The organism is Vibrio penaeicida (assembly GCF_019977755.1).
GTDB classification, from domain to species: Bacteria; Pseudomonadota; Gammaproteobacteria; order Enterobacterales; family Vibrionaceae; genus Vibrio; species Vibrio penaeicida.
This window is the reverse complement of the sequence record NZ_AP025145.1, coordinates 617892-639023: the sequence shown is the minus strand read 5'-3', so window position 1 is coordinate 639023 and position 21132 is coordinate 617892. Positions and strand designations below refer to the sequence as shown.

Below are 21132 nucleotides of genomic sequence, written 5' to 3'. Positions count from 1 at the left end.
TAGCTCTCCGCCCCAAAAAAATATGAAGCCACACTTAGCTGGTCTCGATCTCCCCTATATCTTTGTTATTTTGGTAGCTGTAATAAAACAAGCCGATAAACACAGCGACAGCGGCAACACGTATTACTAATGGAACATCTGGCCACATCATCACAACACCAAGAACCGCCACAACAGCTCTTAACCACCAGCTCAAAGGAGATTCCAAATACCCCTCTAGAGCAGCGATAAGTGCATAAACTCCGAATACAGAAAACACACCAATCGATATCACCGAAATAAGATCCCAGCTCACCAACGCGGTATAGGCCATCAAAACAGGCACGATATACAGCCCTTTTGCAATTTTCCATGCGGTAAGACCCGTTCGCATCGGAGGGGTTCGTGCAATGGTTGCGGCTGCAAACGCGGTTAAGCAAACTGGCGGCGTGACATTGCTGTCTTGCGATAACCAAAAGATAATCAAGTGCGCCGCAAGTAAGGCTAGGCCCACTTTCTCTATCCCTATCGCTTGCTCAAGTAACGTGGGTAAAAACTCCGCCGGAACCAATGCAATCAAGCTTTGCGCTTTCTCTACAGCCATCGGTGCATTCAACAACGCAAGTTGATCAGGCGCTGCCAGCATAAATATAGCTTTTGCTTGCTCTGGTAGTTGCCCTAACGTCAGCATTTCTAGCAGTTGGTCTTGAGCGATCAAGTTATAAAGAGCAGGAGCCGACAGGGTACCGAGTACAATATACGCCGCGGTAACAGGTAAACCCATTCCCAGAATCAATGATGCTAAGGCAATGAGCACTAACATAATCATCAGGGAACCACTCGCCCATTCATTGATCATTAGCGAGAACGTGTTACCTACACCCGTTGTGCTGATCACGTTAATCACAAGCCCGATACCCGTTAAAAGCACAGCAGTGGTTGCCATGTTTCTCGACCCTTGAGCCAATGCTTCAAAAATAGCCTTAACGCCCATTTTATTCGGCGACAGCCAAGAGGATACAACGACCGATATGATAGAGATACCCGCTGCATACGTTGGTGTAAAGCCAGAAACGAGTAAGTAAACCAGCACAACGAGAGGGATAAGGTAGTGCCAACCCGAAGCCAATACTTTAAGCACTGGCACACTGTTCGCTTCTACTTGGTGCACGCCACTTCTTTTTGCTTCAATCCGAACAAAGAACGCGACAGAGAGAAAGTAGATCATGGCAGGAACAATGGACACTGCCACGATATCGACATAAGGAATCTGTGTGTAAGATGCCATGATAAAAGCGCCGGCTCCCATTACTGGCGGCATCAACTGCCCACCCGTTGAAGCGGCAGCTTCGACACCTGCAGCAAACCTTGAAGGAAAACCAGCTCGCTGCATAAGCGGGATGGTAATAACACCCGTTGAAACTGTATTGGCCACACTGGAACCTGAGACAGATCCCATTAAGCCAGAACCCATAACCGCCACAAACCCAGGACCGCCAATCACTTTGTTTGCGACCGCACGGGAAACATCAATAATGAAATCACCCGCCCCAGACCGGACTAGAAATGCGCCAAAGAGAATGAACATGAATACGTAACTCCAGCTGATTCTGGAGATCGTCCCGAACATGCCCTCTGAACTGTAAAAACTGCGATAAAGTAAGGTTTCTGCACTCAACCCTGGAAAGTGAAAAACACCGGGAACCCATTGCCCCCACCAAACCACGTAAGTCAGTGAGATGATAATAAGCACTGGGATGAACCAGCCGATCGTGCGTCGAATCACCTCTAGCACAATGACAATGCTCATCAGCGAAAACACCCAATCCAACGTAACGAATTTCACGCCACGATCATACAAAGCGTCTTCTGCGAGAGGGATATATATCAAACAGGACACCGCAGCAGCGGCAATAATCATATCAATGGCGAGAGCAAATCGACTCTTCTTCCAACTTTTTCTTGCAGGGTAAAGCAGAGCGCACACTAAGGAAAACCCGGCAAAGTGAGTGGCTGAAACCCACAGTTCCGGCAGTGTCGCTAACGTATTAAACCAAATATGTAACCCAGCCAGAACAATGCCTACAGCCGTGATAAACGTCGTTAGCCACGGAAAATCCGTTCTTATAGGCAGCTCAAATTGCGCCAAATCGACGTCTTGTTTTTCTTCCATGATATTTTCCTCAGGTACGGCAGAAAAACTGTACCCGAGCCGAGCCGGGGGGAATTCGGCTCGGGTGCAGTGAGGGTTATTGGGCTATCGGTTACTGAACAACAAGATGTGATGGAATAGTAATACCTTGCTCTTTGTAGTAACGAGCCGCACCTGGGTGTAATGGCACAGGTAAACCAGAAATTGCTTTTTCAATCGCCATCGCTTTGGTTGCTTTGTGAATACCATTTAGGAAAGTTAGGTTCTCGTAAATGGTTTTAGTCAGCATGTAAACATCATCATCGCTAATGTCGTCACGAACCGCTAAGAAGTTAGGCTGCGCAATTGTATTGATGTCTTTGTCTTGACCAGGGTAAGTGTTTGCAGGGATCACGAAGCGAGTCCACAATTCGTATCCATTGTTGGCTTCTTTGATTTGAGCGTCAGTAAAGTTCAATACTTGAATCTGGTTACCAAGCGCGGCATAAGCACGAGTAACTGCACTAACCGGTACACCAGCAGGGGTATTCATACCATCAATTGCGCCATTTTGTAGCGCATCGGCACTGGCGCCATAGCCCAGATAGGCGAGGTTAAATTTATCTGGGTCAACGTTTAAGCCAGACATAATCTGACGACCGGATCCTTCCGTACCCGAATTTTTTTTACCAATAGAGAATTTCTTGTCGTTCATCTGCGCCAAATCGCTCACTGTTCCCGTTTTTGCAAACTTAGAACGAACAACAAAATGCTCAACGTTTTGCCAAAGCATGGTGACAGAGCGTAAATTTTTCTGAGGACCAGATTGTTTCACTTTGCCTTCGCCATTCCATGCCCAAGCACCGTATAAGCCCTGAAGAATGGCAAACTGTGCCTCGTTTTCTCTAAGCAGTTTTACGTTTTCACCCGACCCTGCTGAACTGATGGCAGATAGGGCGAATTTATGCTTAGGCTCCAGCTTAATTTTACTTAGTGTTGCCAATGCAACCCCAACTGGGTAGTAAGTACCGCCCGTCGATGCTGTTGCTAAAATGTAACTGCGATTTTCTGCTGCTGATGCGACACCAGAAACCGAAGCCGCAAGTGTGGTGGCGAGTAGAAGAGATTTTACGATTTTGTTTTTTAACATGTTACGCTCCATGTAGGGTTATTGGCTCACCTTTTCTTTCAAGCGCGATCGCTTAATTGAATCCTGTGAGCGTTTGTTGTTTCCATTCCCTATAGCAACATACGCGCCAAAACTTAACTTATTGTTTTATATAGAATTAAACTCAACACCCTATCTAAATGAGCAAAATTCCGCTTATACGAGTTAAATTCGATGAGCAAAATCTTGCTCATCGCGTTTTATGTAAATTCTTTGTTAAATATGGCTTGAGATGAATTATCTGACCTTTGAACACAATTCCACCAAGCTATCGGCAAAATTTCGCTCATTACAGATTGACTAAGTAACCTCAGTTGGCACGTTCATACCCTCATATTCTGTTTCAGTTCAAGAAAAAACGCAGAGAAATGACGACTCCTTTCCATGTTATTTGACGAAGAAAATGGGACAGAATATGTGCTCTCGAGGGGGAGCCTCACTGGTTTTCATACTGTGTTGCCGATTATTGATTTAGAGCCACTCGCTCTTCAAATCGGTGCCTTACCTGAAAGCCAGTTAATTCTCGCTGAATCGAGCATCTTGAGATTACTTGGGTATAGCTAATCCATTTATACAAATCTACCTACCCGATCACCGGATAATTTCATATATGAAACAATCTATTTTATTTGCAATGAATACAACTATAAGATAGCCTAAAAAACGAACATAACATGCCAAATAGCCGCATGAAGCTCAAACAAAACACACAAAACTACAGCATACTACATTAAGTTTGGTTTGTACTAGTTGTGTCTTATGGGCTTAAAGGTTATAGAACTAACGGACAACATCGTTGATCAATGAAAAAGCTTACTCAAAGGAGTACCCAAATGGATTTGGCATTCTTAAAACCAATCTTGCTATCCGGCGCAATGCTATTGTTTGCTGGAGGTGCAATTGCATCACCAGCAAATACAGGAGATAAACGAAATTACGCACTCGCGGGTATAGCAACGCAAAGCTCAGATTATGCTAGTCGAACTGCTGAAAGGGCTATAGACGGGCGCACTGACCAAAACTACAATTTTGATTCAGTTACACATACCAATAATGAGATCGAACCCTGGTGGCAAGTTGACCTCAGAACTAGCAAGAACCTTAAAGAGATAAAGATCTATTTTCGCAATGATTGCTGCGAAGAGCGGAATAGCAATTTTAATGTTTATCTCTCCAACTTTGATATGTCAGAGATGACTGTTACTGAGTTGAACAATCACAATGGTGTACGGTCAATTTCTTATTCTGACAACACAAACGATATCGTTTCACAAGCAGTGTCTGAAAATTATCAGTACGTGATGGTTAAAAAGCCGGATAACGGCTATCTATCACTTGCTGAAGTAGAAATATTCGGTGACGAGACCCTTCCGCCCCTCCCTGTAAAAGAGTTCCTTGATGAACACCGATATGGTGCATTCCTGCACTACAATATGTCCACCTATGATTACAGGCAGTGGGCAGATCCTTTCGTTCCAGTATCAAACTTTTCCCCGACAAATCTAGACACTCGCCAGTGGGCGAATATCGTAAAAGAAGCTGGCATGACCTATGCCGTGCTTACTGCAAAGCACCATGATGGCTTTTCTCTTTGGGATACGAAATACACCGATCATAATTCTCTAAACTCACCTTGTGATTGTGATGTTGTTGCCGAGTACATGGAGTCTTTTAGGGAAGTGGGCGTAACACCCGCGATATATTTTTCTATATGGGACAGACGCGATCCAAAGATAAACACGACATCGACAGCTCCAAGACCGGAAGGTGTTGATACCAGCAATGGGCTGACAGTAATTAACTGGACGAAGCGGACGCAAGATCCATTATTTATTAAAAATCAGTTGCGCGAGCTGTTGACGGAATATGGCGAGGTACCTTTACTGTGGTTTGACGCATGGGGACAGATTGCATCTTATGACTATGTCCCTTATCAAGATCTGCGTGACTTTATCCGTCACATATCACCATCAACAATAATTGTGAATAATGATAAGGAATACTCGAACGACACTGCAGACTTAACGTCACTAGAAACATTAGCTGATGGACTGGATCCCGAATTTATTCATGTCAAAGGGTTCAACACTATGTACTCTGGCATTTCTGCGGGTAACTGGTTCTCGTTTAATGCTTCAGGGGGTCCAAAAGATCCTTATTTTCTTGCAAAAATTCTCTACGAAACAACGCTTACACCCAATGGCACATTCCTGCTGAACCTTCCTATTGTACAAGCTGGAACCATGCCAGAATTTATCAGAGAACACATGAAAGATATCAATGAAATCAAAGATGAATTGGTATTTATAAATCAGAAAATTCCCGGTAACAATATCGCGTTTGGGAAAACCACTTCTCAAAGTTCAACCTTTGGTGGTCTTGTCAGTAATAAAGCCGTCGATGGCGACTATTCAGGTGAAAACCAGTACTTGGTTAACCAAGAATACGTTTCAAGGGGTTCGCTCCAACACACGCAGACAGAGGATCAACCTTGGTGGTCTGTTGATTTGGAAAGCACTCATCATGTCGATGAAATTCGCGTGTGGAACCGCACAGATTGTTGCACTGATCGACTGAATAAAATTGCAGTTCACTGGAGTGATTCCCCGATTGATTATTCGCTCTGGGATTCAACAGGTAATCTACAGGCAATTGAAAACATTGCGTTGCTGGATAAAAGTGAATCTGGACGTGTGCTCTCTTCGAGAGTCAATGGCAATGCACGCTACGTAAAAGTTCAAAGTGCAGATTATGGGGTACTGAATACTGCAGAAATAGAGGTACTCCAATACTCACGAAACCTTACCGTAAATGGCACAGCGACCCAGAGCTCTACCCAATATGGCGGCAGCGCCCAGCGCGCCATTGACCAAAACGTTGATGGTAACTACCACAATGGATCCGTGACACACACAGCGAACGAGCTCAACCCTTGGTGGGAAATTGACCTTGGTGCGCAGGAAGCGTTTACCAATATTACGTTGCTTAATCGCACTGACTGCTGTTTCCGCAGGCTTCAAGATGTCTATGTGTTTGTGTCCGATACCTCAATGCAGGGGAAAACACTTGAACAGCTTAAAAATGATCCAAATATTACTCAATACAGTCGTGATGCTGTAGGGAAGTCTTGGAACATTTCCTCAATTCTGAATGGTCGTTATATCCGCGTGCAGATTGAGGGTCAAGGTATTCTCTCTCTCGCAGAAGTTATCGTATTGAAAGCCCCTGATGTCTCAAATAACTTGGCGCTCAACCAAAATGCTTCACAAAGCTCAACACTCGTAGGTGGATATGCTGAAAAAGCAGTTGATGGCGTTGTTGGTAAATACTTCGGCACAGGGACAATTACACATACTCAAAGTGAGGCTGAACCATGGTGGAGCGTGGATCTAGGCAATACTCAGGCTATCAACAAAATCACAATTCATTCGCGAACTGATTGCTGTTTAACAAGAACCAATGATGTATACATCATGTTGTATGATGACCTTCCTGATACAACGGCTTCATTAAGCCAAAACATTAATGCATCAAAGCATGTTATTAAGGTCAATGTAATCAGCGATGTAGCCGAAGTACTTATTCCAACCGTTTCAGCAAGGCACGTCTTAATTCGAAAAGAAAATACTGGCGTACTAAGCTTCGCGGAAGTTGAGATTGAGTAATAACTTTCAGATATAAAAGTAAAAATACCTAACCAAATCAAAGCCAGTGATTTTACATCACTGGCTTTTCTACCGATATATCCCACAAACCCAAAAACCCAGCGCTTTCACCTCCCACTAGAGTAATAATAATTAAGATCTATAGCCGTTCTAAGTTTGCGCAGGCAAAGTATGCCTTGCTATGAACTCGCTTGAAGACTTTCTCGTCTCTGTTTTTACAACTAGTTGTGGGTTATTTGAACAAGGCAGAGGCTGGGTGTGCAGTTGTTCTACTCAATAAACAACTAACATCGTAGATGTGACAAGGAAATCAGCGATACTGATCAAATACTTATTCATATTTGTATATGCCTAGGTGACGTCAAGATGCAGGATTCAGAGGCTCATTTCTGTTTCAGTACCCGAGAAAGAACGCAGTTTAATACCAAGCCCTTTCCAATATGTAATGATGACGACTTTGGATACCTGCATCCGAGCTGAAGAATGCACGAGATCTAACCACCAATTAGATGGCAGGAAACATGAGCAAAAGTCGTAGAAGCCCTTGTTCAGGTCGCTTGGTTAGTTTTTAGTCGATATTGACTATCGCAGTCTGTCTATTTATCTGAACATGATTTCCAGTGCGCTAGTACGCATTTTGGTCGGGACAACCAACTCAACGAGCCTTGCGGTATAAATACTTCACTATATTGCACACCAACATGCTGAAAGTGAGTAGAACTTCACAACGCACGACCAGATATCACTTTTTGCCCGATACCTAAGTCAGGCTTTTTTATTTTCAGATAAAAAAAGGAGGCTTAGTTAGCCTCCTCCTTACCTTCAAGTGTTGGTTCAATCTCCAACGATGGGTTCAATAACCACTACTTCAGCTATGTGCAAAGGTTCGGTCACACCATCTCGACTGATACGCAGATAACGACCTGAGTAACCCGCTACAATATCCATTTCTGCTTTAGTTGGACCACTGTAGTTAACCGTCACCACATCATCACGTGCCATAATATCCTCATTCGTCGCATTACCAAACGAGCTATCACTTATATGAACACGAAGGTTTTCCAGCCTATCTCCACAACAATCGGTACGGTTTAAGAGTTTTACCAATCCTATAGTGCGCTTGTCACCTAAATCGACCTGCCACCATGCATTTGTGTCATTATCTCCTGTGTGGGAAACGCTACCATGCCCCCAAATACCACTATCGATACCATCCACTGCCCGTGAAGCAGCCGCTCCAGAACTATGTTCCGAACTTTGTGAAGCCTGCTTAAAGGTTGATACGTTCAAACCAAGACTCCGTTCAGTTGACATGACTTCAACTTCAGCAAGCGAAAGAATAGTGTTGTCGCGTTTTTTTAACGTTACATAACGACCTTGTACGTTGTTGAGATTTAAGTTCAATGAGTCACCAACAGGTTGCCCTTGGTAATGACTCCAAGCCACATTGCTTCCAATATTCGGGTTGTTTGATACCAACACATCGAAATTCGCTAGACGATCTGAACAGCAATCCGTCCTGTTAAAGATCCGGATTTGGGAAATGGGTTTAGATTCACCTAGATCCACACGCCACCATGTATCACCTACACTTCCGTTCTCACTGGTATGACTCACTGATCCATTTCTAAAATTGCCATTTGTATTACCATCAACAGCTTTATTCGATGTATCTTCGCCGCCAAGATTTGAGCTTTGTACCGTATACATATTCTTGGCGACGTTATGAACAATATCGCTGCTCTCTATTCCCATTATTTGTACTTCTGCAAGTGATAAGTAGCGGTCACTGCCTTCCGCCTGAACTCGTATAAAACGAGACTGCCTATTTACCGGAATCGATACACTGCTACCGACATTTTCGCCCGTGTTACCTACAAACACACCTTGATGATTTTTGACCTGAAGTGGCACCTTGCTATTTAACGGCTCAAAATGAGCAAGAACCGTCACGTTGTCCAATCGTTCAGAACAACAATCGGTTCGGTTATGCAAAACAATGTTACTAACAAAGACTTCTCGCCCTAAATCTATTTCCCACCACGGGTCTTGAGCTTCTCCTGCGGCTTCTCCTGTATGGGTAACAGAACGATGCCCCCAATGACCACTGACATTACCATCAACAGCCCGCTCTGGACCTGCACCAGAAGCATGAACGCTAGATTGGTACACCACTGCACGAGAGTCTATCGCCAGGTTTTTAGCTGTACCCAAGAAATATTGCTTGCTGCTTTTGATTCCCGCTGAACGGCTGAGTATTTTAATAGTCGTTGGCTGAGAAATGGAAATTGGGTTTGTATAAACCGGTGAGTTGTACGTAGGCTCTGAACCATCCGTTGTATAGTAGATTGTATCATTATCTATTGGGGAGGTAAGCGTCACTTCAAATGGTTGCGGCTGAAGTGTCTCAGATGGGCTAAATGTAACGTCCACTTTACTTTGCTCGTGTTTATAAACACCCACTTCTGATATGAGCGGCACATCTCGCGATCCATCAATTACCACCTTGAGCTCGTCTGCAATCACTTGGCTAGGGAGTTTGACTAAGCGCTTGGTTCCAATAAGCCCTTTATCAACGATGGTTTTCCATTCTCCTTCATTTAAACGGGACTGCACTGAAAAGTGAGTAATACGTTGCCCCTTAAAAATGGGTTCAGAAATTGAAAACACATCAAAGCTGATCGGAGTGTCCATTGTAAATGTTAACGATTCTTCCTGAATAGAGACGCTAGGTGTATGGTGCCATCCACTTTTATCTTGCGCCGCCCAGTAGGTGTTCTTATTACCGTCAAGGACCTTACTCGGATTGTACGTCGATTCATAGATACTGCTCGCACTAACTGACGCACCGGAAAGAAGGTTGTTAGAAAATGTCATGCGAATGGAATCACCCAGGGCTTTTGCAGCAACCGACTGATTTTGAGGAATTTTACCTTCGGTATCTGGAGACAAATTGAGCAGCAAGCTACTGTTATGACCAACGCAGTCAAAATAAACAGTATTAAACAGTGTATCCTGACTCCTTACCCGATGAGAATCCCACCAGAACCACTTAATATGCCCGTGATCGTCTTCTAGGATAGGCGTGTCACACTCATTAGGATAAAAGTTCAAACGCTCCGAAGAGGACATTCCTCTGAAGCGACCATCTAATACCACACCAGTTTCGTTGTATCTGTCGTCACGGTCAGAAAGCGGGTGGATGCTCCAAGCATTTTCCGGTGCTGTTCCGTGTTCATTGCCAACCCATCTAATGTCTGGTCCAACGATTGCTATGTTTGTTTCAGGTGACCTATTCCTGATCGTTTGGATAAAGCGCTCGAAATCCAAGCCGGTCCGACCAAATTGAGGCCCCGTGCCGGCACCATCAAACCACATTTCATGGATCGGACCATAATTATCAAGGACATACTGCAAACTGTTGGAGAAAAAATCGTCATAAATCTTCATCGCTTGATCGTAGTCATCTTCACGAGAGTAGTCGTCTCTATAAACAACGTAGTTCGGATGGTGACGATCCCACGGGGACAAGTAGACAGAAAATTTAATGCCCTTGTCAATCGCAGCGTCTCTGACCTCTTTCATCATATCTCGCGGTGGCGTCTGAGTTCTTCCCCAAGGTGTATTTGCCACGTCATAGTCAGAATAAGGGCTATCGAATAGATGGAAACCACTGTGGTGCTTGGCAACCAAAATGATATTTTTCGCACCCATATCTTTTGCAGCTTGTACCCACTCGTCTGCATTGAACTGGTGAGGGTTGAATATTTCAGGATCTTCTGTTCCATTTCCCCATTCGCGGTTGTAGTACCCATTAAGGCTGAAATGAAAAAATGCATTCATCTCATTATCAAGATACGATAGTTGTCTCTCTGATGGCACTGGAAGAACATCTTCCGGCTCGGCGGCCAGAATGTTCTGCGAGACCAAAGCAGACAAAAGTAACGGTAAATAATTCAGCTTCACGAAAATACCTCTTCCTTGAGTTTGTTGTGACTAAACCTTATTCAATTTTTCGCGCAAAATATGCGCCTTTTTCTGTCCATTTTGACGCAAAAGAAAGGAAATTCACGGAAGCCCTTTCAATCCCGCTGTCATCATTTATGGACAATAGTGAGAATGATTCCCACGAATTTAAGTATGGGCGGGACTCCAAGAATGCAAATATAAAATTTAATTTTATATTTGCAATAATGATGCATATCACGTAAGTACAAGCTTTAACTCATGCGCAAAAATGCACGTATTAATGACAGGATGAAAGGTATCTACATTGAGTAAAACCCACATTAACGTGATGAGTTTAAATATATTTATTGATATATTTGATTTCGGGAGGTTATTTAAATACCAAGTCTTATGATGTTTCCATCAACTTAACATTGGTTGATTCTTCATACACTTATGCGTTGTCATCAAAAAATCAGACTTCAAAATGAGTAAAAAACCACTTCGTTACATATAATTTCATGCACAATGCAATATTGATCTCAATAGGCAATCGGAGACGTCAATGATCTTCACTGTCGAAAATAACAACAGGCTAATGAAATATGACTTGAGATGAGTTATCTGACCTTTGAGCGAAACTCCACTGAGCTATCAGGAAATTTCGCTCATCTCAGATAGGGTATAAAGCTTTTTAAATCGGTTATTTAGAAAGGTAGCCCTGCCGGCTTAAACCGTATTTTTGCATTTTCTGATTAAGTGTTCGCCTTGGAAGATCCAATTCAGCCATTACTTGGGTGATGTTCCCCTTGTGCTCACGTAACGATTTATCAATCACTTTACGTTCAAAGTTATGCACTTGGGTTGCTAAAGATAAGGTGTTTATAACAGGTTCTGATGATAACGATGCCGACTCCGACAGAATATCAGCGACCGAAAGGTCATCATGAGCAAAACGCGTCGCCACATTTCGTAACTCTCGAACGTTGCCCGGCCAACGGTAACTCAATAGTGTCTGTTTATCACTGAGCGTCGCTGGGCGACATTCTGGATTCGCCTGACGGGTGTAATGTTCGAACAAAATGACGACGTCTTTATCGCGCTCCCTAAGAGGGGGAAGCGAAAGTTGTGCAACATTAAGCCGATAATAGAGATCCTGACGGAAATTGGAGTGGCCAAATAGATTGTCTTTCGCCGCCGCAACAACTCGCAGATTGATTTGAATCGGGTTATTTGCACCTACCCTTTCGACGGTATGTTCCTGTAACGTTCTGAGTACTTTCACTTGCATAGACAAAGGCATACTTTCAATTTCATCCAGAAACAGAGTCCCTTTGTCGGCATACTCTAACTTACCGATTCGTTGTTTACCGGCACCAGTAAATGCGCCAGCTTCATGACCAAATAGCTCACTTTCAAACAAATTCTCAGGAATCGCCGAACAGTTAATGGGCACAAATCGGTGACCAGTTCGTGTACTGAGGTTATGGAGGCAATTCGCCACCAATTCTTTCCCACACCCTGTTTCACCATAAATGATGACATTTGTGTCCATCATCGCTATTTTCGCCAATTGTTGACGCAAATTCACCATCACGTCACTTTGCCCAATCAGAACTTGCTCTAACCCGTCTAACTGATCCAAGTATTCGAGCCTTTGCTGGCTTTCTTGATTGGCTTGTAATGAAGAGAACGCATTGCTCACAGTATCAACAAGGCGATCAGGATCAAACGGCTTCTCAAGAAAGTCGAACGCGCCATCACGAAGGGCTTTTACTGCCATGTCTACATCACCGTGCCCAGTAACCAATACAATAGGCACCGTAGGAATTCGATTCAGCAAAGCATTCATTAATGCCAAGCCATCGTAATCAGGCAGTCTTACATCGCTGACAATAACACCTGTAAATGAAGGCGAAATCCCTTCCAATGCCGACGTACCATCGGCATATTCGGTAACGGAAAACCCTGCGAGTTGTAGCCATTGGCTGGTTGCTTGGCGAACGATATCATCATCTTCAATCAGTACGACTTGAGAATCCATTCTGAATACTGCCTTTTAATGTCTGGAGTTAGGTCCTGTGATTACGACGCTCTGCATATTGCCGCTTTCACAGGCTTTAAATGTAACACCCAGTAGGACAACATAGCTATGATTACGGCATTCACGGGGACAACTCCGGGTAGAATAGCGCCTCCGATGATACCAATCACAAACGCATAAATGCCCAACCAATTCACTTCTTGAAATTCAACGCTGGCGTAATCTTGATATTGATGACGACGCATTAAAAAGTCAGCAATGATCACACCACCAACGGGAGGAATGGCGAGAGAAAGAAAGTGTAGCCATTCAATAAAGTGATCGTAAAGCCAAAGCGCAAATAAGGTGCCAAGCAACCCGTTAAGCACCGACAAACGATGACTAGGTAAGCGCGTGATGTTCGAAAATGCCAGTCCAGACACATACAAAGCATTGTCGTTGGTTGTCCATATATTCAAACCTAAAACAACAATGGCAGGAATCAAAAGCCCCTGTGCCAGCATGGCATCAAACAAGTCCGCATACCCAATACTCGAGCTGCTCAATGCGCCAAACACAAACATTACCGAGTTGCCAATTAAGAAAGCCAATACCGTAATGAACAAGGCTTTTTTGTGGTTTTTGGCAAATCTCGCAAAGTCAGCAGTTAAGGTGGCGGCACTAATAAAAGTCCCCACCACTAAGGTTAAGGCCTCTGTTGTACTTAGCTTGTTTGGAATAGAACTCAATTCACCGTATAGCGCACCCACGGTAAATGTTTCTAGTGCACACATAACGGAATAACCACCAAATAATAAGATGGCTGGAACCGCGATAGCAGAGAGAAATATGAGGGCCGACATACCAAAATAGGCGGTGCTCACCATTAGCAAGCCACTTACTCCAATCAGAATGCGCACATCCACCCCAATAACTTTACTCACGGGAATGGCAAACATGGCAACCCCAACACCAAACCAACCAACTTGCGTACCACCCAATATCAAAGAGGGAAGCCAAGAACCTTTGTGCCCAAACGAAAAGTGGGTCAGAAGATGAGTTGATAGCCCTGTTGTTGAGCCGATATAACCGAGTAAGCCTGCGTACAAAGCCAGCATTACGTTGCCCGCCAATACTACCCAGATAAAGTCTGACGTTGATAATCCCCCCCAAACCACACCACCCGCTTGCATACTAGCAGAGAAGAACGTAAGACCAACCAGCACGAGACCCAAAGCCAACGTTCGCTTTCTTGCGTAATAAGGAACAGGGCGGAGGCTAAAGTTTTCATCAAAAATCATGTCGCATCACCTTTATATTGAAGGTGAAAGTCGGTGTAACTGGTGACGGTATTTCGCCCCATACGTTTGGAGTGATAAAGGGCTCTATCTGCTCTTTGCATTAAATCGGTTATGGAATGCTTTGCGAAGTATTGAGCAACACCAAAACTGCAACTCATAGTACCCACTTCATCAAAATATTCTGCATTAATGGCAAGCCTCAACGTTTCAGCTAAGTACTCCGCTTGTTCTTCGGTTTTACCCGGGCAGATAACGATCAGTTCTTCTCCGCCCCATCGACCCACTAGATCAGAATCTGATATGTTTTCTTCAAACACTCGGGACATGGTTATCAGAGCTTGATCTCCGATTAGGTGACCGTAGCGATCGTTCAATATTTTAAAGTGATCAATATCTCCGAGAATCACGCTGAAGGGTTTGCGACTAAAACCAAATTGCGCGACTTGCTCTGCCAAAACGGTATCGATGGTATAGCGGTTATACAACCCTGTAAGCTGATCTTTTGTGGAGAGTTCTTCAAGTTTGCGATACTTCATCTGCAACACATAGTAGCTGTACCCTATCGCACACACCACGATGAAACCAATGGTCAACACCGCCCAAACCAGTCGGTTATCGCTAACAGGTTTGTAGTTTACAGGTGTCCATGAGTTTAGGATGGAAGAATGCAAACGAATGTCCATTTTCTCGATGGCTTTATTGAGGATGTTAGCTAATTTTTCTTCGGCTTTATTCACACCAACACTCAGAGGAAACGACTGATTCATCCGACTTCCCACCATAAGATTAGGGAAATAGTTTTGCAGGTGATAAGTCACAACTGGAAGCGCGCCGATAAACCCAAAGAGTTCTTTGTTCTCAACCATTTGAAGACCCGTAAATGCCGAATCTACAGGAACAAAGTTAACATCGGGATAACGCTCGCGAAATTCATCCGCAAGACCATGATTTCGGTTAAAGCCAACATATCTCCCCACCAACGCACTGATTTCAGCGGCATAAGGCGTATTCTGATGAATAGCGACAGCAACAGGCAAAGAGAGATAGGGTTGGGTATAGGTCATGTAATCTAGGCGAGATTTGTTTGGGCGGCTTAGAGTGAGAACATCACATTTGCCCGCTTCTATATTTTGAAGCGATTCTTTCCAACTTGCACTTAACACGTGTTCGAATTTTATGGCGAGGCTTTTCTCAAAATACTGAACATACTCACCTGTCATTCCCTGTGCTTTTCCATCCAAAGTACCCTCCACAGGTAAGAAGTCTGGGTGAGTACAATATCGAATGACTTGTTTTTCATTCAGATACATGCGCTCATCTCGGTTTAGGTTGAGCACATTGACTTTGTTTGTTTGGTTATTAGTCAGCCATTTACGCTTAAGCGATTGAATGGTTTCAGGCGACAAAGACAAATAGGCTTTATCAAGAATAGAGGCAAGTTCTGGACGATCTTTTCGAACTGCCAGGGTTTGATAATAGACTCCTAGGTTAACGTTCTCAGCGAGAGAAGTAACACGAAGGGGAGAATCGATATAATTTTCGAGATAAAAACGTAATACATGCTCGCTATCGAATGCTGCAGTAACTCTCCCGCTCACCACTTTTTCAATGGAATGAAGCGTATCTTGGGTTTCTACCAAACGAATTTCAGGGTAGTTTTCTCGGATAACGGGAATTTCTGCCGCCCCTTGCACAACCGCAAGTGACTTTCCTATCAAATCAGAAAGTTTGGTTATCGAGTTGATGGCATCACTCGATACAAGAGCATTAGTGACAGCAATGGTTCTTGAATCGGCGAACTTGGCAAATTGCTGACCTTCTTGGGTAGGCGTCATGTTAGAAATGATATCAAGCTCTTTTGCCTTGAGTTTATCTAACGCCTCAGCCCAGTCTGCCACATCGACAAATTCCACTTTTGTACCGACTTGTTGAGCAAGCAAAAGAACCAATTCCGTTGAATAGCCTTTCCTCTCGCCAAATTCTCGATAATTGAATGGAGGCCAATAATCTTCCGAATGTACCTTCCATACTGAATGCCGTTCTAGGAACAGTTTCTCTTTGGCTGTTAGTGCTTCCTCTCCCTGAGCTCTAGCCACTAATATCAACGTCACTACTAATGGAAGAATCCAACGTAGAATATGTGAAAACTTATACATCTAAGGGAGAGTATCCTCTTCAATTTGAGCTGAAAGTGAAAATCCAAAAATGATATGGATTGAGTGTCACAATATAACGGGGGCTAATTTTAACTCAGTCACCGGTGATATTGATTCCAATTCGTTAATACTTGCTACTCATGTGTGATCAACTTCAAAAGTAATTACTAAAAATTATATTTCTAACCTTTTAATATAGTTTAACTTAGTGAATATCGTAGGAATTCACATTAAATAATATGCATATATATTAATTTTCGTTCTCATCCCCATAATAAAAAACCTATTTTCCGCGTTAGACATATTTTCTTTTGGATCGAACTCATTGTTGCAAAAACAATTATTGAGCTAATTGTTAAAAGCCAGAACTTCCCCACCGATTTTCAAGTTTTCCAAACAAGACTAAAGATCACTAAATAACTGTATAGTTCAGGATAATTGGTGAACCGCATGCTATTCTTGATTACAAGACAAATCTCAAAATTCATACAATAAAACGGAATTTGACCTTAAAATAATAAGTTGTTTAGTACTTTTGGTTTTAAAATTCTCATGGAGGGAATATGCGCGTAAGACTTAAAAATTTCTATGTCCTTATATTTTTACTTGTTTTTTCGGGACTTACCTCCGCGCAAGGTAAAAATAAAGTGTTAACTGTTACTGGTGACGTTGAAAACCCTGCCAGTTATACTTTAGAAAACATAAAATCATTTCCTCAATTATTAATTACCACCAACACGCCATGGACGAATGAAGCCCATACCTATAAAGGACCTAAACTAGAAGACATCCTAAACGATGCCAAAGCAAAAGGTACGTGGCTGACTTTGAAAGCACTCGACAAGTACGAAGTAACGCTTGATTTCGAACACATTCGTCAATTTGCCCCGATATTAGCTTGGGAAGACAACGGTAAAAAAATGTCGGTTCGTGGAAAAGGCCCATTGTGGCTTATTTTACCGAAAGATCACCATGAAGAACTCCAACCTCAAATATTTAACGACTATATGGTGTGGCAACTGATTAATGTCGAAGTGTTTTCGAAGGAGCCTTGATAATGCCCCTACCCAGCCGTTTTCAAACCCCAGTATTGATAGTTGTAGCGGTTCTTTTTTTGTTATGTGCGATGGTCAGCGTTACCCAAATAGTGAAAAGTTTGGATCTATTAGCGGTAAACGAACACTCAACAGGAAGAGCTTTAGTGCAACTCATGTTGCTGCATCAAGAATATCTGACGGCTGCTAAAGATTATTTCAGAGGAACAACCAATATTGACGACCTAATTACCAGCTATGATTTAACATGGTCCGCTTTTGAAATTCTACTAATTGGGTCGGAATCGGCTAACCTGATGGAAAAGCAAGGTCGATTAGAGATTATTGTTGGTACTTTTGAATCATTTAAAACACTGGATCCAACCTCTGATTCATTTAATGCCATTCATTTCTCACAATATTTGGCGAAAGGGCAACAAACGGCCGAAACAATTAACGCGTTGATGAATCAAGAATTCCAACGTGTAGCAGAAAATAATTACCTGCGTGATTACGAACTGGTTCGTTTAAACAGTATTATGGGGTACAGCTACGCAGGACTAGCCCTATGTGGAGGCTTTCTATTGTACGTGACGCTGAAAGATCGCCAAAAGATAAGCCACTTAGCCTACCACGATTCTTTAACAGGACTAGCAAACCGAGCCGCTTTACAAAACAAACTCAAAGACTTAAAACACCAGAATCAAGCACAGTTTACCGTCTTGTTATTGGATCTCGACGGGTTCAAACTCGTCAATGACACTTATGGTCACGATGTTGGTGATCATTTGTTGAAAAAAATCAGCGCCCGTCTCAAAGAAACCTGCAATGACACAGAGTTTATCGCACGTTTAGGTGGCGACGAGTTTGCCATTGTAAAACAAAGCCAGACAGAGCCTCAATTGTTGCCAGAAAGCATTATTGAAACATTATCGAAACCTATACGTGTTGGCTCAATAGACTGTAAGGTTGGAGTCAGTATAGGTATTTGTTTAGACAGTGAATACCAAGCATCTTGGGTCGATATTCTAAAATCGGCAGATATTGCCATGTATCACGCAAAATCCAATGGCGGTAATTGTTATGACTTCTTTGATGATGCCGCTTAACACTCAATATTAGCGAAGCTGACAAGCCATTATGTACTCATAACCCTATTCCTGATTCAAATTAGGGCTTTCTATTCGATAGATGCCAACTGGTGGAGTATGCAGCTCCCCTAAAGCTCTATTGCTAAAAGCTCTCTGACTAAAAGCTTTCTTGCTAATAAACGAACGATTAGGCGAGTATTTTATCGGTTTACGTAAGTTGAATGTGATATCTGAGAAACAAAAAAGCAGTGCTGGGCTATCAGCACTGCTTTTTTCGTTTGTATCTGTGGAGTTTAGTAACGGAACTGCCCAACTTTCTTGTTCAATTCTGTCGCTTGACCAGACAATCCAGAGACAACGTTATCTATTTCATTGGTCTGATTTGATACCTGCATCGATGCATCGGCAATGGACGTAATGCTACTACTGATCTCATCCGTAACGGAAGACTGCTCATTGGCAGCCGTTGCTATCTGCAAATTCATGTCGTTCAATTCAGTCAGCATGTTTGTGATTTGATCAAGCATATCCGTATTTTGTCGGCAACTTTCCGTTCCTCGCTCTACGGACGAATTCGCGTTAGTGATGCCGTCAGCAACTGCTTGGGTTTCTCCTTGCAACGCCTCAATTTTGCCACGAATTTCTTCAGTTGAAGCTTGAGTCCGGCTTGCGAGTGAGCGAACTTCGTCCGCTACGACGGCAAAGCCTCTACCTTGCTCTCCTGCTCGCGCAGCTTCAATCGCAGCATTCAAAGCCAAGAGGTTCGTTTGCTCGGCAATCGACTGAATAACATCGAGCACTTCACCAATTGAATTGCTTTCTTTTAACAGCCTTTCAATTGCTTGATTGGCTTGTTTCATTTGATCGGTCAACTGCCCCATCTCGTTACCAAGCGCGCGTCCTATGGTGGCACTGCGTTGCCCTGTGTCATTCGCATTTTTCACGAACTCAGCGGCTCGGCTGGCAAACTGCGCCACTTCCGATACTGACGCACTCAATTCGTTTACAGCTGCCGCAACAGAATCCGACTTGTTGTGCTGTTCACTCACAGCATTGCGTGTATCACCCATAGCCGTTGACATTGTTTGGCTATTTTCAGTCAACTCATTTGTCGCGCTACTAAACTCTTTAATTATGCCTTGTAACTGTTTAAATAAATCATTCAGGGCTGTGGCGAGATCAGACATCTCGTCTTTACCTTTGTTATCGAGCCTCGCAGTAAGATCCTTAGAACTGCTAATATGAGATATTTGCTGTGCAGCGGCTTTAATAGGTCGAGCGATTCCCCCTCCGACTACCGATGCTCCTATCGCAGATAACACGAGTAACACAACAGTACTAATACCTACTGTTGCAAACACAGCACTGTTTAAGCGTCCAACATCTGCCAAAGCTTCTGCTTCGTCTATTTCGCTGAGAATCGCCCACTTCAACCCTGCCACTGTAATCGGCGAGTATGCGGATAGCACAGGAACATTACGGTAATCTAAAATGATTTCGCTACCCACTTGACCACTAAGCGCTGCTTTACTGCCTTTGGTATCTACTGGTTGACGACCAATTGCACTGTCTTTGTCGCCAATTTCAGAAACCACACGGGCAGAAATTCCAGCGGATGTCAGCGCTTGCATATAACCTTGCTTATCTTCAAGTAAGAAACGAGACTGGCTTCTGAGTAAGCTATCTTGACCGACTAAATAAGTCTCTCCACTTGTACCAAGCCCTGCATCTGCCCATTTTCCATCGTAGGTCATGATGCTATTGATGGCATCAACTGGCATTTGGAAAATCAACACCCCGAGTCTTTTACCATCTTCGAATACTGGCGCCGCCATAAATGAAGCCGCTGCTTCATAGGATGGGTAGTATGGCTTGAAATCAACCAAGAAAAAGTCGTTTTTGGCTTTAGATTTTGCGCCATTAAACGCTTCCGCTAGGCCACTGTTTTTGTAAGGGCCAGAAAGAAGGTTGGTTGCATAGTCCAATTCTTTGAAGACGGAATAGACGATGTTTCCTTGATTGTCTACCAAGAAAATATCGTAATACCCAAACGATTCAAGGAAGTGTTTGATGGGAGGATGGTACAGCTTGTGCGCTTTATCATACGGAGTATTCAATGTATCAGACTTCAAGAGGTGCTTCTCACCAAGCACATTCGGATTAACGCCAATGTAACGCGCTTGGAGTGCAGTACCTACATCACTTATCTGGCTCAAACGGCTTAACTCATTACCCGACTTGTTACCATTGCTGTCTCGGTACGTTTGCCCAAATCCGTCGCTGTAATAACTTTTAAGTGCATTCACATCCGCAGAGCTCACCTTTTCTTTTGGGTACTCGTTGAATGTTGAAGAGAAATCTCTTAGTGCCGCTTGGGTCGAAATATCATCTGCTAACGTTTCTAACTGAAACTGAATCTGTTCAAAGTATCTTTCGATTTCCCGTTTTTTTATCTCTCGGACTGAAATTAATTGACTAATGGCTCTATCGTAAATTGCTTGCTCGGATAAATCCGACGCTCTCCAGGCTACGAAGTTTCCGCTGACGATAACCCCAATCGCGCAGAGAGAAGAACAAGCGAGAATAATTTTAGTTGCGATCTTCATTTTATAACCTTATCAGCTTTCTTATTGTGT

Annotated in this window: 10 protein-coding genes; 3 read left to right on the top strand and 7 right to left on the bottom strand. The window is 43.3% G+C overall.

The window, feature by feature from the left end; all coding sequences use genetic code 11:
- Nucleotides 1-34: 34 nt before the first annotated feature.
- A complete protein-coding gene (locus LDO37_RS21185; RefSeq protein ID WP_126607912.1) occupies nt 35-2152 on the bottom strand; it encodes a TRAP transporter permease in 2118 nt (705 codons plus the stop codon).
- Between the two features lie 91 nt (nt 2153-2243).
- Entirely contained in the window at nt 2244-3260 is a 1017-nt protein-coding gene (locus LDO37_RS21180; protein ID WP_126607911.1) for a TAXI family TRAP transporter solute-binding subunit, read from the bottom strand.
- 851 nt (nt 3261-4111) lie between these two features.
- Between LDO37_RS21180 and LDO37_RS21175 the strand changes: the two genes are divergently transcribed.
- On the top strand, nt 4112-6943 hold the full coding sequence (locus LDO37_RS21175) for a galactose-binding domain-containing protein (RefSeq protein ID WP_185829747.1): 2832 nt from the start codon (nt 4112-4114) through the stop codon (nt 6941-6943).
- A gap of 834 nt (nt 6944-7777) precedes the next feature.
- Here LDO37_RS21175 and LDO37_RS21170 read toward each other — a convergent pair.
- The 4 genes from LDO37_RS21170 to LDO37_RS21155 form a co-directional block, all read right to left on the bottom strand.
- Nucleotides 7778-10909 carry a galactose-binding domain-containing protein gene (locus LDO37_RS21170; protein ID WP_126607052.1) on the bottom strand — a complete coding sequence of 1044 codons (3132 nt, stop codon included), beginning with the start codon at nt 10907-10909 and terminating at the stop codon, nt 7778-7780.
- 685 nt (nt 10910-11594) lie between these two features.
- On the bottom strand, nt 11595-12935 hold the full coding sequence (locus LDO37_RS21165; protein WP_126607266.1) for a sigma-54-dependent transcriptional regulator: 1341 nt from the start codon (nt 12933-12935) through the stop codon (nt 11595-11597).
- 41 nt (nt 12936-12976) lie between these two features.
- A complete protein-coding gene (gene codB / locus LDO37_RS21160; RefSeq protein ID WP_126607267.1) occupies nt 12977-14215 on the bottom strand; it encodes a cytosine permease in 1239 nt (412 codons plus the stop codon).
- Nucleotides 14212-16371, bottom strand: a complete 2160-nt coding sequence (locus LDO37_RS21155; RefSeq protein ID WP_126607268.1) for a transporter substrate-binding domain-containing diguanylate cyclase — start codon at nt 16369-16371, stop codon at nt 14212-14214. Before LDO37_RS21155 ends, codB begins: the two co-directional genes overlap by 4 nt.
- 563 nt (nt 16372-16934) lie before the next feature.
- Between LDO37_RS21155 and LDO37_RS21150 the strand changes: the two genes are divergently transcribed.
- Nucleotides 16935-17426: a molybdopterin-dependent oxidoreductase gene (locus LDO37_RS21150; protein WP_126609965.1), complete on the top strand. Its 492-nt coding sequence runs from the start codon at nt 16935-16937 to the stop codon at nt 17424-17426.
- A 2-nt stretch (nt 17427-17428) separates the two neighbouring features.
- On the top strand, nt 17429-18514 hold the full coding sequence (locus LDO37_RS21145; RefSeq protein ID WP_126609964.1) for a GGDEF domain-containing protein: 1086 nt from the start codon (nt 17429-17431) through the stop codon (nt 18512-18514).
- Between the two features lie 275 nt (nt 18515-18789).
- Here LDO37_RS21145 and LDO37_RS21140 read toward each other — a convergent pair whose 3' ends face one another.
- Nucleotides 18790-21102 carry a methyl-accepting chemotaxis protein gene (locus LDO37_RS21140; protein ID WP_126609963.1) on the bottom strand — a complete coding sequence of 771 codons (2313 nt, stop codon included), beginning with the start codon at nt 21100-21102 and terminating at the stop codon, nt 18790-18792.
- Nucleotides 21103-21132: the final 30 nt, after the last annotated feature.

Excerpts from the sequence above, each read along its gene's own strand:
- LDO37_RS21185 (WP_126607912.1), bottom strand. The coding sequence starts at position 2,152 with ATGGAAGAAAAACAAGACGTCGATTTGGCGCAATTTGAGCTGCCTATA.
- LDO37_RS21180 (WP_126607911.1), bottom strand. The coding sequence starts at position 3,260 with ATGTTAAAAAACAAAATCGTAAAATCTCTTCTACTCGCCACCACACTT.
- LDO37_RS21175 (WP_185829747.1), top strand. The coding sequence starts at position 4,112 with ATGGATTTGGCATTCTTAAAACCAATCTTGCTATCCGGCGCAATGCTA.
- LDO37_RS21165 (WP_126607266.1), bottom strand. The coding sequence starts at position 12,935 with ATGGATTCTCAAGTCGTACTGATTGAAGATGATGATATCGTTCGCCAA.
- codB (WP_126607267.1), bottom strand. The coding sequence starts at position 14,215 with ATGATTTTTGATGAAAACTTTAGCCTCCGCCCTGTTCCTTATTACGCA.
- LDO37_RS21155 (WP_126607268.1), bottom strand. The coding sequence starts at position 16,371 with ATGTATAAGTTTTCACATATTCTACGTTGGATTCTTCCATTAGTAGTG.
- LDO37_RS21150 (WP_126609965.1), top strand. The coding sequence starts at position 16,935 with ATGCGCGTAAGACTTAAAAATTTCTATGTCCTTATATTTTTACTTGTT.
- LDO37_RS21145 (WP_126609964.1), top strand. The coding sequence starts at position 17,429 with ATGCCCCTACCCAGCCGTTTTCAAACCCCAGTATTGATAGTTGTAGCG.
- LDO37_RS21140 (WP_126609963.1), bottom strand. The coding sequence starts at position 21,102 with ATGAAGATCGCAACTAAAATTATTCTCGCTTGTTCTTCTCTCTGCGCG.